This window comes from Thermus hydrothermalis, from assembly GCF_022760925.1.
In the GTDB taxonomy this organism is placed as follows: Bacteria; Deinococcota; Deinococci; order Deinococcales; family Thermaceae; genus Thermus; species Thermus hydrothermalis.
This window is the reverse complement of record NZ_JAKTNT010000010.1, coordinates 72,155-87,737: the sequence shown is the minus strand read 5'-3', so window position 1 is coordinate 87,737 and position 15,583 is coordinate 72,155. Positions and strand designations below refer to the sequence as shown.

Sequence of the window (15,583 nt, the reverse complement as noted above, 5' to 3'; positions counted from 1 at the left end):
AAGTGGTCCCCCGAGCATAACTATCCCCAGGGTGCATAAGTGCAAGTTTTGAGTTGACCAAGACGAAACTCTCCCCCGGCTCCAAGCTGTCAAAGACGCCAAAGATCCGTGGGTGCCGCTCTCTTGGGGGTATGGGACGAACGTCCAGCTCCATAGCGCCCTCAGTTTCCCCGGGCCAGTCCTCCTCTTGCCATGACCTAGGTCAAAGGGAAAAGCCCCCGCCTTTGGCGGAGGCCCACCCGTTGGGCTTCGGCTCAACAGGGCTTCTCCGCCCCCCTACGGGCGTAGTAGTACCAGTTCAGGAAGAGGTTCAGGGCGTAGAAGACCATGAGGCCGTAGAAGAAGGCGGTAAAGCCCCCCGTGGCCTTTTGGGTGTAGGCGGCCAGGGTGGAGAAGATAAAGGGCCCATAAGCGGCGATGGCCGCCGTCCAGCCGATCACCCCACCCGCCTGCCTCGGGGGGAAGATCATGGGCATCTGTTTGAAGGTGCTGGCATTGCCCACCCCGCTAAAGAAGAAAACCAGGAGCATGGCCAGCACAAAGAAGGGGAATTGTTCCAATGAAGTGGGCCGGGTGAAGAGGGTGACCAAGAGGGCCGAAACGAGGATACCCATGGCGGACACCTGGGTCACAATGGCCCCGCCGAAGCGGTCGGTAATGGGCCCGGCCAACACCCGGGCCAAGGAACCCACCAGGGGACCAAGGAAGGCATAGCGCAAGGGATCGGGGGCGCCATCGAACTTCCCGTAGACCTCCCGGATGAGCAAGGGGAAGATGGCGGAAAAGCCCGAAAAGGAGCCGAAGGTCATGATGTAGAGGCTGGTCATGATCCAGGTGTGCTTGTCGCGGAAGATGTCAAACTGCTCGCGGAAGTTGGCCCGTACCGGAACGCTCCGCAAAAAGGTCCATGCGAGCCAGGCCCCCACCAAAACAAAGGGAATCCAGACAAACGTGGCGTTTTGCAGCCAGATGGGCTGGCTGAGACCGGGCTTGGGGGTAAAGGTTTGCGGAGCGCCCAACAAGGAGCCGAAGAGGGCAAAACCGATGATCCAAGGGGTTACAAACTGCACCACGGAAACCCCAAAGTTGCCGATCCCCGCCTGCAAGCCCAAGGCCGTTCCCTGCAGGCGCTTGGGAAAGAAGTAGCTGGTGGAGGGCATGAAGCCGGAAAAGTTTCCCCCGCCCACGCCGGCCAAGAAGGCCAGCAGGAGGAGAACCCAGTAGGGCGTATTGGGGTTCTGCACGGCGAAGCCCCAGCCCAATAGCGGCACAAGGAGGAGCAAGGTGGAAAAGGTCACGAGATGCCGGGTGCCCAAGATAGGCGGCAGGAAGGTCCAAACGATGCGCAACGTCCCCCCCGCTAACCCCGGCATGGCGGTGAGCCAGAAAAGCTGGGTCGTGTCCAAGGGGAAGCCGGACTTGGGCAGGCGCACCACCAGGGCGCTCACCACATACCAGGTGATGAAGGAGAGGGTGAGGTTAAAGGTGGTAATCCAAAGGGTGCGCCAGGCCAAGGCAGGGTCCCAGCGCTTAGGGTCTTCTGGGTTCCAATCCGTAATCCACGTACCCTTGGTGCTCTTGGTCATTACCGGTCTCCTTTCATCTCAAACTCGTGCCGCAGGTGCTTGGCCTCCTCTTGGAGAAGCTGGATCACCGTGAAGTGCATCCAAAGGAAGGCGATGGCGGTGAGAACGAAGAGCACGAAGAAGGTCATCTGGGGCAAGCCCGTCCAAGCCTGGGCGTAGGCGAAAAGGGGCGGGAGGAAGAAACCTCCCAATGCCCCCAGCATTCCCACCAACCCTCCCACCGCGCCCACGTCCTGGGGAAAGTAGGTGGGGATGTGCTTGTACACCGCCGCCTTGCCGATGCCCATCCCCACCCCGATGAGGAAGACGAGAAGGGTGAAAAGCCAGACGTTCATGGTAAACTGCATGACCTCCTTGGTCCCCCCCTTGGTATAGAGGACGATGTGCCCCTCGGGCATCATGAGGATGCCCGAGGCGAAGAGGATGATGCCGAAGGTCCAGTACATGACCCGCCGAGCCCCTAGGCGGTCCGAGAAGTACCCGCCCACGGGGCGGAGGAGGCTTGCCGGGAAGATGAAAAGGGCGGTGAGGAGCGCTGCCTCGTGCAAAGGCAGGCCAAAGACATCCACGTAGTACTTGGGAAGCCAAGCGGACAAGGCCACGTAGGCGCCGAAGACCACCACGTAGTAGAGGCTGAAGCGCCAGACCCGCACGTACTTGAGGGGCCTAAGCATCTCCAGGAAGGGACGCCCCTGCCCGGGGCGCTTGTCTTTCCTGGGGGTGCCGAACCAGAGGACAAAGCCCATGAGCACTAGAAGGATGGCGTAGAGGAAGGGGATAAAGCGCCAACCCCCGGGGATAAGCCCCCCCAGATATCCCGCAGGCGGGATGCTGGCGATGAGGGCCGGGCCGATGAACTTGGTGACGCTGGCCCCCACGTTCCCCGCCCCGAAAAGGCCAAGGGCAAAGCCCTGTTGCTCCTTGGGGAACCAGGCGGAATTCCAGGCGATGCCCACGCTAAAGCTATTGCCGGCAAAACCCACCAAGAAGGCGTAAAGGAGAAGCTCCTGGTAGCTTCCGGCACGGGACACCAAGTAGGCGGGGATGGCGGTGAAGAAAAGCATTAGGGTAAAGACCAGCCTTCCCCCGTAGCGGTCGGCGAGGATGCCTGCCAGAAGCCGCCACAAGGAGCCGTTCAGGATGGCCACCGCAGAAAGCCAGGAAAGCTCCACGTCCGAGAGGCCAAACTCCTTGCGGATGGGCACGCCCAGCACCCCGAACATGAGCCAGACAGCGAACATCAGGGTGAAGGCTAGGGTAGAAAGCCAGAGGACGCGAAGCCGATCTGGCCTTTCCCTTTCCAGTTGCCTAGGGTCGTGGACCATGGTTCACCTCGCCAGCTTCCTAACCCAGATCACGATTTGCCAGGACCGCACCAGGTACCCCAGGGGCACGGTGACGATGTGCACGAGCCGGGAGAAGGGGAAGAGGGCCAAAAGGAGCCAGAAGTTGAACACGTGGAGCTTGGTCCAGAAGGGCAGGTCCACAAGGAGTTCGGGCCTGGGTTGGAGGGTGAAGACGGACCACAGGTAGGGGGTCATCACCGCAGGGAACCAGAAGCTCCCGTAGCGGTAAAGGAGGGCGGTGAGCACCCCGGTAAGGGCGGAGACGAAGACCAGGACCAAGACCAGGTAGTCCATAGGGGTGGAGGCCGCCCGCACCCGAGCCACGGCGATGCGGCGAGCAAGGAGGACGTAGGTGCCCGCCAAGGCCCAAAGGCCCAGGCCAAGCCCGGTTATCTCCAAGAGGTAAAGCCGCAAGGGGACCGCGTTCCAAAGGAGAAGCCCCTTGGGGAGGAAGAGGGCCAAGAGATGGCCTAGGAGAACGATCACCAGCCCCCAGTGCATGGCGGTGGAGCCGAAGAAGAGGCGTTTTTGCTCAAGAAGCTGGCTAGACTGGGCGGAAACGGAAAAGGGCCGGTAGACCATGCGGTAGGCGGTGACCACCACCGCCAAGGTGAGGGCGATGTAGGGGAAGGCACCGAAAAGGAGGGTGTTCCAGTTCATCCTTCACCTCCTTGTCAAGACCTCTTGCAAAGCATCCTGGACGGCCTCGAGGAGCAGAAGGTAGGGGTTCTTGGCGTCCAGGGTCTTCAGGGTGCGTTGCATCTCGGAAAGCGCTTTGGGCAGGATTTCCAAAAGCTCAGGCAAGGGCGCCTGGCAACGGGCCAGGTAGCGGAGGACGTTCGCCAGGTGGTCGGGAAGCTCGCTCCCTGGGTCAAGGCCAAGCTCCCGATAAGCCCGCGCCAAAGCCGCCAAGAGCTCGCCCCGAAGGTAGCTTTCCCCGTAAGCGGCGTAGCCCACATAGGGAGCGGTGGTGGGGGTAAGGTCCAGGGTACGGGTGTAGAGCTCCTCCCACTCGCCCAAGGAAAGGTCCTCCACCTGCCGCAAGAAGCGCTCCAACCGCTGCTTGGCTGGGCTCCTGGGGCACTCAATCCACCGGCGCCAAAGCTCCTCAAGCCGTCCCGGCACCGGGTAGTCCAAGGCCAGAGCCAAGGTTTCCAACAGGATGGGGTTCGGCATGCTTCCCTCCTACTCCCCCCGCACGGGCGGCTGGATGTAGCCGAAGCCCGCCTCACCCTTGGCGGCCAGGGGGTCGTTCCACACCTCGGCGGCCATCTCCCGGTGGTAGGGGGGCAGGACGAACCGCTCCTCCAAGGTGGGCAAGGTGGTGAGGCGGTAAATGGCCTCGGCCTCCTCTAGGGAAAGCCCCGCGTCCGCCAGAACCTGTAGGGCCTTTTCCGTGGGGCGGCCCTCGAGGCTCTCCTGCCGCTTGAGGATGCGCACCGCCAACATCTTCTTGAGGATGGGCAGAATGAGGGCCTCGTTCCCGCCGGCGAAGAGGTTCGCCAGGTACGTCACGGGCATGCGGGCCCTGTCCAAGCTGGCGTATAGCTCAAAGTCCAGGTCGGTTTCGGGCAGGTCCAGCCGCACCAGGCCTCCATTGCCCTGGCTCGCCCGCAGGGCCTTCTCCACCGTGGCCACCACCGGGGAGAGGGGAGGAACGTAGAACATCATGGCCAGGGTGCGGTACTCGGGGTGGAGGGGGAGAGCGAGCCGCCAGACCTTAACGAACTTGTAGATGGGCGAGTTCTGGGCCGCCTTGATCCAGCCCTCGTCTATTCCTTCGGCCTGGGCGGCGGCGATGACCTCGGGGTCAAAGGGGTCCAGGATAAGGGAGAGCTGGGAAGCCACCAGCTCCTCGTCCGGCACCATGGCCGCCTCGGGGATGCGGTCGGCATCGTAAAGCAAGACCCCCATGTAGCGGATCCGTCCCACGCAGGAGTGGGCGCAGGCCGGGGCCTGGCCGGTCTCCAGCCGGGGAAAGCAAAGGATGCACTTCTCGCTCTTGCCCGTGGCCCAGTTGTAGTAGACCTTCTTGTAGGGGCAAGCGGCCACGCACATCCGCCAAGCCTTGCACTTGTTCTCGTTGACCAGGACCACGCCGTCTTCGGCCCGCTTGTAGATAGCGCCGCTGGGACAGGCGGCCACGCAGGCGGGGTTCAGGCAGTGGTTGCAGATCCGGGGCAGGTACTGGAAGACCACCCCCTCAATCTCCTGAAGCTGCGCCCGCACCTCGGGGTCTAGGACCTTGAGGTTGGGGTCGTTTTGGGCGTAGAGGGGGCTTCCCCCCAGGTCGTCGTCCCAATTGGGCCCCGCCTCCGGGGTCATGGGCTCCCCGGTGATCATGGACACGGGAATGGCCGTGGGCTGGTACTCGGTTTCAGGAGCGGTGAAGAGGTCGGAATAACGGAAGGTGTAGGGCTCGTAGTAGTCGTCCAAAGAGGGCAGGGCCGGGTTGAAGAAGAGGCGGAAAAGGCCCTGGGCACGGGAGTGGAGCCTAAGGTCCAGGTGGCCGTCCTTGTAGGCCCAGCCCCCCTTGAAGCGGTCCTGGTCCTCCCAGCCCGTGGGGTAACCGGCCCCGGGCCGCGTTTCCACGTTGTTCCACCACATGTACTCTGCTCCCTTGCGGTCGGTCCAGAGGTTTTTGCAGGCGATGGAGCAGGTGTGGCAGCCGATGCACTTGTCCAGGTGGAAAAGCATGGACATGTGGGCTCTAACCTTCATGGGCTTCCTCCTTTACCACTCCGGGGGCTTCTCCAGCTTGCGCACATAGACCCAGGTGTCCCGGTTCACCCCCACAGGCCCCCAGTAGTTGAAGGCGTAGGTGAACTGGGCGTAGCCGCCCGACATCAGCACGGGTTTGAGGCGGGCCCGGGTGATGGAGTTGTTCATCCCCGCCCGCTGGCCCCTCAGCGGGCTCTTGGGAATGCCTACCGTGCGCTCCGTGGCGTGGTAGACGAAGACCGTGCCCCGGGGGATGCGGGCGGAAACGATAGCCCGCTGCACGAAGACCCCGTTGTCGTTGAAAAGCTCCACCCAGTCGTTGTCCTGGATGCCGAGCTCAGCAGCGTCCTTATCGTTGAGCCAGATGGGATAACCGCCCCGGGAAAGGGTCATCATGCGGTGGTTCTCGGAATAGGTGGAGTGGATGGACCACTTGCCGTGGGGGGTGATGTAGTTCATCAGCTTGCCTTGGGCCTCTTTGGCGCTTCTTTCCGTTTCCTGGAGCATATGAACCTCGGGGCGGGGCTTGTAGGTGGGCAGGTGTTCCCCCCAGGCCAGGTAGTTGGGGTGGTCCAGGTAGAAGTGCTGCCGCCCCGTGAGGGTGCGCCAGGGTATCAGGCGCTCCACGTTCAGGGTGTAGGGGCTATAGGCCCGGCCGTGGTTGAGGATAGCGCTCCAGGTGGGCGTGGTGAGCTGGCGTCGGGGCTGGGCCACGATGTCCTTGAAAGAGATGCGCACGTGGCGGTTGCCCTCCGCCAGGTCGGTGAGCTTTACCCCGGTCTTCTTCTCCTCGTCCAAGAAAGCCCGGTAAGCGAGCTCCCCGTTGGAAACGGGGTCCAGGAAGAGGATGGCTTCCGCCACCTGGCGGGGTTCCTCGAGGCTCGGCCGCTTCTCCCCTTGGTAGAGCCGGGGTTGGCGCTCGGCAAGCTCCTTGTAAAAATCCTCCACCGGGATGGCAAGCCCGTGCATCCCCACCCCGTTCTTCTCCACCACCGGACCCAGGGTGACCATCTTCTCGTAAAGCTGGGTGTAGTCCCGCTCCACCACCCGGAACTTGGGCATGGTTTTCCCGGGGATGGGCTCCACCTCGCCCCGTTTCCAGTCCTGGTCCCAAAGTTGGGCCATCTCGTCCGGGGTGTCGTGCTGCAAGGGGATCATGACGATGTCCTTCACGGGGGTGGGCAGGTGGGCCTTAGCCATCTCGGAGACCTTCTTTGCGATGGCCTTGAAAATCTCCCAGTCGGGCTTGGACTCCCAGGAGGGGGGCACGGCGGCCTGCAGGGGGTTGATGAAGGTGTGGAGGTCGGTGGTGTTCAGGTCATCCTTCTCGTACCAGGTGGCGGCAGGGAGAACGAGGTCGGAATAAAGGGCGCTGGTGTCCATGCGGAAGTTGAGGTCCACCACCAGGTCCAGCTTCCCCTCGGGGGCAGGCTTGCGGTACACCACCTCCGCTACGTGTCCTTCCGCCACCTCCTCGGCGATGGCGTTGGTGTGCGTACCCAGGTAGTGTTTCAGGAAAAACTCGTGCCCCTTGGCGCTGGTGCCGATGGCGTTACCCCGCCAGATGAACCAGACCCTCGGCCAGTTCTCGGGAGCATCCGGGTCTTCCACGGCAAACTTAAGCTCACCCCGCTTCAGGGCTTCCACCACGTACTGGACAACCTCCGCCTCGGTCTTGGCACCCTTGGCCTCCGCCTCCTTCACCACCTCCAAGGGGCTCTTGTTGAACTGGGGGAAAAAGGGAAGCCATCCCTTGCGCACGGCACGCACCTGGTGGTCTACCGTGTGGTCGGTAAACCCTTGAGCCGTTTTGTCGTAGGCGGAGAAGCCCCTTTCGTAGCGCCACTGGTCCGAGTGGACGTAGTGGAAGCTCGGCGTGTTCTGCTGCCGAGGGGGGTAACCCCAGTCGGTAGCGAAGGCGATGGGGCCCCAGCTGGCCTGGTTGGCGAGCTTCTCCTGGCCCACGTAGTGGGCAAGGCCGCCCCCGTTCACGCCCACGCTTCCCGTGAGCATGAGGGCCACGATCCCGGCGCGGTACATGAGGTTGTTGTGGTACCAGTGGTTGATGCCCGCGCCGATGATGATGAGGTTCTTCCCCTGGGTCTTAAGCCCGTTTTCTCCCCAGGCCCGGGCGTACCGGAGAAGGGTTTCCCGGTGGATCCCCGTCCACTTCTCCTGCCAAGCCGGGGTATAGGGCAGGTCGTCCTCGTAGCTTTGCGGGTAGTCCCCGGGCAAACCCCGGCCCACCCCGAACTGGGCCATGAGCAGGTCAAAGACCGTGGCCACCGCCACCTTTTCCCCTTCCTTGGTGGTGAGGTACTTCACAGGAACCCCACGCTTGAGCTTGCGGTCCGAGGCAAAATCGTCCAGCTCCACCAGGACCACCGCATCCTCCACCCCGAGAAGGCTCAAGCGGGGGTTAAGGGGTTCGCCGGTTTTGGGGTCTTCCAGCTTCAGGTTCCACTTGCCCTTTTCCTTCTGCCAGCGGAAGCCCAAGGTCCCCCCGGGCATCCGGGGACCTTTGGTCTCGTCGTAGACGAGAAGCTTAAAGTCCCCGTTTTCCTCCTCGGCGTACGCTGAAAGGCGGTTCGCCCGGAGGTAGCGCCCGGGACGGCCATCCTTGATCTCCACCAGGAAGGGGCTATCCGTGTAGCGCTTCAGGTATTCCTGAAAGTAGGGCACCTCCTTATCGGCGTAGAACTCCTTTAGGAGGACATGGTTCACCGCCATCCAGAAAGCACCGTCCTGACCGGGGTTTATGGGAATCCACCAGTCAGCGTACTTGGAAACCTGGGAGAAGTCGGGGCTGAACACGGTGAGCTTCGCCCCGGCGTGCCGCACCTCGGCGATGAAGTGGGTGTCCGGGGTGCGGGTCATGTTGAGGTTGGAGCCCATGACGGCGATGAAGCGGGCATTGTACCAGTCAGCGGACTCGTGGACATCCGTCTGCTCCCCCCAGATCTCCGGCGAAGCGTTGGGCAGGTCGCAGTACCAGTCGTAAAAGCTCATGGGAACGCCGCCCAAGAGGGAGAGGAAGCGGCTTCCAGCGGCGTAGGAAATTTGGCTCATGGCAGGGATGGGAGAAAACCCGATGACCCGGTCAGGCCCGTACCGCTTCACCGTGGAAACCACGGCGGCAGCGATGAGTTCCAGGGCTTCCTCCCAGGTCACCCGGCGGAACCCCCCTTTGCCCCTCGCCTTTTGGTAGCGCTTACGCTTGTGCGGATCGCTCTGGATGGCCTCCCAGGCAGCCACAGGGTCTTGGTGCTTGGCCTTAGCCTCCCGCCAGAGGTCCAAAAGGGCCCCCCGGGCATAGGGGTACTTCACCCGGATGGGGCTATAAAGGTACCAGCTAAAGCTGATGCCCCGCTGGCACCCCCGGGGCTCGTAAGGAGGAAGGCCAGCCTCGAGGCTCGGGTAGTCCGTGGCCTGGAGTTCCCAGGTGACGATGCCATCCTTGACGAAGACCTCCCAGGAACAGGAGCCGGTGCAGTTCACCCCATGGGTGGTGCGCACCCTTTTGTCGTGCTGGAAGCGGTTGCGGTAAAACTCCTCCCACTTCCTTTCCGCCGGGTTTTCCACTTCCTTGATCCAGTCTCTCATGCTCACCTCCTAAGCTGGCTCCGGATGCGCTCCGCCAAGCTCTTGGGGCGGAGTTGCCAAACCGCCGCCTGGTAGACCAGAAGAAGCCCCAAAAGAAACACCCCGGCCACCAAGAAGCGGCCCAGGTACAAGGAAGATGGCCTGGGGGTTTCCTCTGAAGCCTGCACCAAGAACGCAGCCAAAGCGGCGGCTTCGGCTTCGGTGAGGGGCCTGCCCCTATACGCCTCCCGCATCACCGGAAAGGCGGGGTTGGTGAGCAAGGCGGTGAGCCCCGCCTCCCCTCCCAGCCGCTTGGCGGCGTCCGTGAGGTCCTTGCCCAGGGAACCACCCCCCAGGAAACCCAACCCGGCCACGGTATGGCAGGCCTGGCAGGGAGCGCCGCCGTTTTGCAAGGGCCTTTGGCCCAGGTAAAGGGCCCGGCCCAAGGCGGGATCCCCTTGGGTCGCCACCGGCGCTGGTCCCTCGGGCTTGGCTCCGGAAAGCCCTTTCAGGTACTGGGCGATGGCCCGGGCTTGGGCCTCGGAAACCTGCGGCATGGGAGGCATGACCCCGTTGTAGGTGACGCCCCCCACCTCCAAGGGTCCGGAAAGCCCTTGGCGCACCACCTGGACCACGTGGGTTTCGTCTAAGGCCCTGGGGTTCCCGGCCAAAGGCGGGATAGCTCCGGGGACGCCCTGGGCCTCGGCCCCGTGGCAGCCGGCACAGAACTGGCCGTAAAGGGCCTTCCCCTCCTGGGCCAAGGCAGGGGCCAGGAGGAAGGCCAGGACCAGGGGATAGAGCCTTCGCTTCATCCTCACCTCCGGCCCTTAGTGTGGGGGCACCGCCTCGCAACCACTTGCCCAGCCCGGGACATCTGTCCTAAGAGAAGAGGCCTACCCTGAAGGCGATGCGGCCTCTAGTCCGGCTTAGGCTCACCGCCGAAGGGTTGGCCGAGGTCCTGGAGGCGGACCCCTCCTTGGGCCTGGAAGGCCGAGGCCCCTGCGCCGAGCTGGTGCAGGGCCAAGATCCCTTTGGCCGCCCCTTGTGCGCCCGTTGCCCGGTGCAGCGGGAGCTGAAACGGGGCGCTTACCGGGCCAGCACCCCTCTTCTCCTCAAGGGGAAGCGGTTTCGCTGCCAGGGCTACCGGGAAAACGGCGGGTACCTGGTGGAGCTCTACCCCGAGCGGGCTGAACCCCCGGATCTACTCCTGGAGCTTTCCCGGCTCACCCAGCACCTCCTGCGTCACCCGGAAGCCTTCCCCAACGCCTTGGAAAGCTTCCTAGGCGTCTTGCGCCAGGGGTTGGGCATGGACGCCGCCGAGCTCTTCCTCGCCGACCCCGAGGGACACCACCTGATCCTCACCGCTTATGAGGGGCTACACCGGGAAGCGTTTTTGGAGAAACCATGGTTTCACCTGGGCGAGGGATACCCGGGAATCGTGGCCCTCCATCGGGAACCCCTCTTCACCCACACTCTGCAGCAAGACCCCCGGTACCTGCGGCAAAAGGTGAAGCAGCTGGGCTACCAGACCTACATCTGCTACCCCCTGGAGCTTCCCCACGGCCTCATCGGCGTGCTCAACCTAGCGGCGCGGAACCCGGAACTGGACCACCAGGAGGCCCTCGAGGCCCTTTCCCGCATTGCTCCTCTTTTCGCCAGCACCCTCTACACCCTCCTCACCCGCCTGGGCGAGGTGGGGCTTTTGGCCCTAGGGGAACGCCTCTACCGGGGGGAGGTTGCTGAGGCCCGGCACACCTTCCTCCAGGCGCTCAAACGGCTCGCCCAGGCCACCGGGGTAAGGCTGGTGACCCCCGGCGGCGAGCGGATGGAGCTGGGGCTCGTCCCCCCGTGCGCCATGCGGGACTGCCCCGCCTGGCGCGGGGAGGTGGTGGGCCTGAAAAACGGCCTTCCCCACTGCCCCGAAGCGGAAGGGAGGCCCAGGATCTGCTTGCCCCTTTGGGCCAAGGGGCAAGTGGTGGCCGTGGGCACCTTGTTTCACGCCCGTCCGCCCAAGCCCCCCACCGGCCCTGCCGCTCCCGCCTTGTGGTTTTCCCGGCTCGCTACCCTCCTCCTCTTTCCTCAAAACGGGGCGCGGGAGCTTGACCTGGAGGTCTACGCCCTGGGAGGCTTCCGCCTCTACTTCCGCGGCAAGGAGCTCTCCCCCAAGGACTTTGGCCGCACCGGGGCTTACCGCCTCTTCAAGTTCCTTTTGGCCAACAAGGACCGGGCCCTCTACGTGGATGACCTGGCCGAAGCCTTCTTCCCCGAGTTGGAGCCCGAGCGGGCCCGGCAGGAAGTTTACGCCCTCGTTTACCATCTGCGCAAGGCCTTGCCCGGCATCGTGGAGCGGGAGGGGGAGTATTACCGCCTGCGCCTCCCGGAGCGGCGCTTCCTGGACTTTGAGCGTTTTGAGGAGCTCATGCGTAAAGCGGACCTAGAGGATGGGCTTTCCGCCTTCAAAACCCTCCGCCAGGCCCTGGAGCTTTACAAAGGCCCCCTATTCGGCGACGACCCCTACGGGGAGTGGGCGGAGGCGGAACGGACTTACCTCCAAGAAAGGGCCCTTTCCGGCCTGCTGCGCCTAGGGGACCTGGCCGAGGCCCTAGGCTACAGGGAAGTGGCCAAGGAAGCTTACGCCCGCGCCTTAAAGTTGGAGCCCTTCCTTCAGGAAGCCAAAAGGCGCCTCGATGCCCTGAAGGGGTGAAGCATGGACCTCTCCCAAGTACCCCTCTTCCGCGAGCTGGACCCCAAGGACCTGGAAGCCCTGGCCCGGGAAGCCCGACCCCGCCCCCTGCGAAAGGGGGAGGTGCTCTTTCTGGAGGGGGAGCCCGTCCGGGCCCTCTTTGTGGTGCAAAAGGGGCTCATCAAGGTCTACAAGCTAGACCCCGAGGGCAGGAAGCAGGTGGTCCTCCACGTGGAGGGGCCCGCTCGAGTCCTGGCCGAGGTGGCCCTTTTCCTGGAACGGCCCACCTACCCCGCCAGCGCCGAGGCCCTGGAAGAAAGCCAGGTCCTGGCCATCCCCAAGGAGGCCTTCTTCCGCCTGGTGGAGGAAAGACCCCCCCTGGCCCGGGCCCTGATCCGCTACCTGGCCCGCCGGCAAGGCCAGCTCCTCCACCTCCTGGACCGCCTGGTCTTCCACGAGGTGCGGGAGAGGCTCTGCGAGTTTTTGCTGGAGGAGTTGCGGGCAAAGGGCCAGGGCTTCCCCTTGCCCACCAACCCCGAGCTCGCCGCCCTTTTGGGCACCGTGCCCGAGGCGGTTTCCCGCAACCTGGGGGAGCTTTACCGGCGGGGGCTGATCCGCCTTTCCGGCCGGAAGGTGGAAATCCCTAACCCCAAGGCGCTAGAGGAGGAGATCTCGTGAGAGCGATGATCGCTTTTAACCTAAGAAATCCGAGTGAAATACTTGACTTTTGCCCCGAACCTACCCTAGCCTCAGGAGCAGGAGGTGCCCCCATGTATCCCCTTTCCCAGCTTTCTCCCGGCCGACGCGCCCGCGTGCTCCAGGTGGCACCTGAGCGCCGCCGCCTCCTCGCCCTAGGTCTCCGTCCCGGAGCCCTCGTGGAGGTCCTGCTCCAGGCCCCCCTAGGCGACCCCCTGGAGGTACGGGCGGGGGAGGCCTTCTTGCTCCTGCGCAAAGAAGAGGCGCAAGCGGTGATGGTGGAGGCCTTAGAAGAAGCATGAGTTGCCCCCGGTGCGCACCCCAGGCTCCCTTGGCCCTAAAGGCGGAGGAAAGGTGGGCCTTGGTGGGCAACCCCAACACCGGCAAGTCCTCCCTCATCAACGCCTTGGCGGGGGCGGGCCTCGAGGTGGGCAACTGGTCCGGGACCACTTTAGAGCGCCTTTCCGCCCACCTGTCCGTGGGCGAGGCCCGGGTGGAGCTCGTGGACCTGCCCGGCACCTACAGCCTCCTCCCTACCTCCCCGGAGGAGGCCCTTGTCCTCAAAGAACTCCTGCAAAACCCCCCGGACCGGATCCTGAACGTCCTTGATGCGGGCAACCTGGAACGCAACCTGGTCCTCACCCTGGAGCTCATGGAACTCGGCCTGCCCATGGCCTTGGTGGTGAACCTCCTGGACGAGGCCGAGGCCAAGGGGCTTCGGGTGGACCTGGCGGCCCTGGCCGAGGCCCTGGGCCTGCCCGCGGCCGGCGCCATAGCCGCCCGGGGCCAGGTAGAGGGGGTTTTGGAGGCGGCGCTAGGGGCCCTGGCGCCCGAACCCCCCGTGCGCTACCCCTCCCCCCTCGAGGAGGCCTTGGCCGCCCTGGAACCGTCCTGCCCCAACCGGGGGCTGGCCCTTCTCGCCCTTTTGGGGGAGGCGGTGCCGCTACCCGAACCCCTCCTTAGGGCAGCCCAGGAGGAGCGGGAAAAGCTCCTACGCAAGGGGCACGACCCCTACCTGTTGGCCTTGGAAGGACGCTACCAGAAGGCCAAGGAAGTGTACGAAAAGGCGGTCCAGCGCCACGGCACCCCTTCCCCCCTCACCGAGCGCCTGGACCGTCTGGTCCTCCATCCCCTTTTGGGCCTACCCCTTTTCCTCCTCGCCCTTTTTCTCGCCTTCCGCTTCACCTTCGCCCTTTCTAGCCCCTGGGTGGACCTCATCGGCCAGGTGCAGGAGGTGCTCGCGGGATGGATTGCCGCCTCACCCCTGCCGCCCCTTTTCCGCTCCTTCTTGGCGGAGGGCGTGGTGGCGGGGCTGGGCACGGTGTTGGCCTTTACCCCGGTGCTCTTCCTCCTCTACCTGGCCCTGGCTTTTTTGGAAACTTCCGGGTTCCTCGCCCGCATGGCCTTCGTGGCCGACCGGGTCATGCAGTGGGCGGGACTTCCCGGAAAGGCCTTCATCCCCTTGGTCCTGGGGTTTGGCTGCAACGTGCCCGCCGTCTACGCCACCCGGGCCCTCGCCCACCCCCTAGACCGCCTGCGGGTGGCCTTGGCCATCCCCTTCCTGGCTTGCGGGGCCAGGCTTCCCGTCTTCACCCTCTTTGCCTTCGTCTTCTTCCCGAAAAACGCCCCCCTGGTGGTGCTTGGCCTCTACCTCCTGGGGCTTCTCGTGGGGCTCGCCACCGCTTTGCTCCTTGGGCGCCTCTTCCAAGCCGGGCGGGGCGAGGGGGCCATGGAGCTTCCCCCCTACCGCTTCCCGCCTCTAAAGCTCCTCCTCCGCCTCTCCTTGGCCCGCACGGGAAGCTTCGTGCGGGGGGCCGGGGGGCCCATCCTGGTGGCCGTCCTCCTCATCTGGGCCCTCCTCCACGTGCCCTTGGGGGCAACCAGCCCCTACGCCCTTCTGGCCCAGGCGCTGACCCCCCTCTTTGAACCCCTGGGCGTGGGGGACTGGCGGCTCGTGGGGGCCCTCATCCCGGGCTTTGTGGCCAAGGAGGTGGTGGTGGGGGCCTTGGGGGTGAGCTTCCTGGGCGAAGCGGGCCTGGCCCCCTTGAGCCTCCTCGAGGGCCTGCGTACCCTAGGCGAAGCCTTCGGCCACGCCCTGGCGGGCACCCTGCAAGGCCTCCTTTCCCTGGTGGCCCCCGTGAGCTTTTCCTTGGCCCTCGAGCCCACCCCCTTGCAGGCCGCCCTGAAGGGCGCCGTGGCCCCCATGGGGGCCCTGGCCTACCTGGTCTTCGTCCTCCTCTACACCCCTTGCGTGGCCACCCTGGCCGCCTTGCGCCAGGTGGTGGGGACGCGCTGGGCCACTTCGTCCGTGGCCTACCAGCTCCTCCTGGCCTACGCCCTAGCCTTCCTCGCCGGACACCTCCCCCTTAAGCCATGACCCAGAAGGCCCTAGACCTCCTCAAAACGCCCAAGACCGCATCCCAACTGGCCCGGGAGCTGGGCCTCACCCCGGAGGCGGCAAGGCTTCTCCTCCACCAGCTTGCCCGGCGGGGTTACGCCAAACCCCTCCCCTGCGGCACCGCCTGCGGGGCTTGCGCCTTCCGGGGCGTGTGCCAAGAACCCGGGGAGGTCTACTGGTGGCGTACCTAACCCTGGGGTTCCAGAACGTGCACGTTGGGCAGGGTCTGGGCCCAGAGCCGATTCTTCTCCACGTAGTCCCGCCACTTCTCGGGCACGTCCTCCTCGGGGTAGATGGCGTTCACCGGGCAGGCGGGCACGCAGGCCCCGCAGTCAATGCACTCCTCCGGGTGGATGTAAAGCTGCTCCCCGGCATCGTAGATGCACTCCACCGGGCAGACCTCCTGGCAGGACCGGTCCTTCACGCCGATACAAGGCTCGCAGATCACGTGGGGCATAGGCCACCTCCCAAGGCCCACTCTGGCGAAAGGCCCCAGGGGGGGTCCATGACCCAGATCAAGCCCCTTTGGGCATCGCTACCGGGAACCCTGGGGGCTTTGGCCTACGCTAAG

The 15,583-nt window shown here is 64.5% G+C and carries 14 protein-coding genes; 5 read left to right on the top strand and 9 right to left on the bottom strand.

Annotated features, from left to right (window positions below; translation table 11 throughout):
* From L0C60_RS07865 to L0C60_RS07830, 8 genes are all read right to left on the bottom strand, one after another.
* The coding region (locus tag L0C60_RS07865) for a DUF2249 domain-containing protein (RefSeq protein ID WP_243092647.1) at positions 1 to 154 on the bottom strand (154 nt) is incomplete at its 3' end.
* 100 nt (positions 155 to 254) lie between these two features.
* Entirely contained in the window at positions 255 to 1,586 is a 1,332-nt protein-coding gene (locus L0C60_RS07860; protein WP_234505844.1) for an MFS transporter, read from the bottom strand.
* Entirely contained in the window at positions 1,586 to 2,911 is a 1,326-nt protein-coding gene (locus tag L0C60_RS07855) for an MFS transporter (RefSeq protein ID WP_234505843.1), read from the bottom strand. The genes L0C60_RS07860 and L0C60_RS07855 overlap by 1 nt, the downstream gene beginning before the upstream one ends.
* A 3-nt stretch (positions 2,912 to 2,914) precedes the next feature.
* A complete protein-coding gene (gene narI / locus L0C60_RS07850; protein WP_234505840.1) occupies positions 2,915 to 3,592 on the bottom strand; it encodes a respiratory nitrate reductase subunit gamma in 678 nt (225 codons plus the stop codon).
* Between the two features lie 3 nt (positions 3,593 to 3,595).
* Entirely contained in the window at positions 3,596 to 4,108 is a 513-nt protein-coding gene (locus L0C60_RS07845; RefSeq protein WP_234505837.1) for a nitrate reductase molybdenum cofactor assembly chaperone, read from the bottom strand.
* A 9-nt stretch (positions 4,109 to 4,117) separates the two neighbouring features.
* Positions 4,118 to 5,653 (bottom strand): nitrate reductase subunit beta, encoded by a 1,536-nt coding sequence (gene narH, locus L0C60_RS07840; protein WP_234505834.1) that lies wholly within the window; start codon positions 5,651 to 5,653, stop codon positions 4,118 to 4,120.
* Positions 5,654 to 5,665: 12 nt separating this feature from the next.
* Positions 5,666 to 9,256, bottom strand: coding sequence for a nitrate reductase subunit alpha (locus L0C60_RS07835; protein ID WP_234505831.1), 3,591 nt, complete (start codon positions 9,254 to 9,256; stop codon positions 5,666 to 5,668).
* Positions 9,257 to 9,258: 2 nt separating this feature from the next.
* On the bottom strand, positions 9,259 to 10,047 hold the full coding sequence (locus tag L0C60_RS07830; RefSeq protein WP_234505829.1) for a c-type cytochrome: 789 nt from the start codon (positions 10,045 to 10,047) through the stop codon (positions 9,259 to 9,261).
* A gap of 95 nt (positions 10,048 to 10,142) precedes the next feature.
* Between L0C60_RS07830 and L0C60_RS07825 the strand changes: the two genes are divergently transcribed.
* The 5 genes from L0C60_RS07825 to L0C60_RS07805 all read left to right on the top strand — a co-directional run bounded on the left by L0C60_RS07825 (position 10,143) and on the right by L0C60_RS07805 (position 15,203).
* The gene (locus L0C60_RS07825; protein WP_243092646.1) at positions 10,143 to 11,939 is read left to right on the top strand and encodes an AfsR/SARP family transcriptional regulator; all 1,797 of its coding nucleotides are present in this window, start codon (positions 10,143 to 10,145) and stop codon (positions 11,937 to 11,939) included.
* A gap of 3 nt (positions 11,940 to 11,942) precedes the next feature.
* The gene (locus L0C60_RS07820; RefSeq protein WP_234505821.1) at positions 11,943 to 12,596 is read left to right on the top strand and encodes a Crp/Fnr family transcriptional regulator; all 654 of its coding nucleotides are present in this window, start codon (positions 11,943 to 11,945) and stop codon (positions 12,594 to 12,596) included.
* A gap of 92 nt (positions 12,597 to 12,688) precedes the next feature.
* On the top strand, positions 12,689 to 12,916 hold the full coding sequence (locus L0C60_RS07815) for a FeoA family protein (protein ID WP_234505818.1): 228 nt from the start codon (positions 12,689 to 12,691) through the stop codon (positions 12,914 to 12,916).
* Positions 12,913 to 14,991, top strand: a complete 2,079-nt coding sequence (gene feoB, locus L0C60_RS07810; RefSeq protein ID WP_234505815.1) for a ferrous iron transport protein B — start codon at positions 12,913 to 12,915, stop codon at positions 14,989 to 14,991. Before L0C60_RS07815 ends, feoB begins: the two co-directional genes overlap by 4 nt.
* The gene (locus L0C60_RS07805) at positions 14,988 to 15,203 is read left to right on the top strand and encodes a hypothetical protein (protein WP_234505812.1); all 216 of its coding nucleotides are present in this window, start codon (positions 14,988 to 14,990) and stop codon (positions 15,201 to 15,203) included. Before feoB ends, L0C60_RS07805 begins: the two co-directional genes overlap by 4 nt.
* Here the strand turns inward: L0C60_RS07805 and L0C60_RS07800 are convergent.
* Positions 15,200 to 15,469 (bottom strand): indolepyruvate ferredoxin oxidoreductase subunit alpha, encoded by a 270-nt coding sequence (locus L0C60_RS07800; RefSeq protein WP_234505810.1) that lies wholly within the window; start codon positions 15,467 to 15,469, stop codon positions 15,200 to 15,202. The two genes, L0C60_RS07805 and L0C60_RS07800, sit on opposite strands and share 4 nt — an antisense overlap.
* Between the last annotated feature and the right edge of the window lie 114 nt (positions 15,470 to 15,583).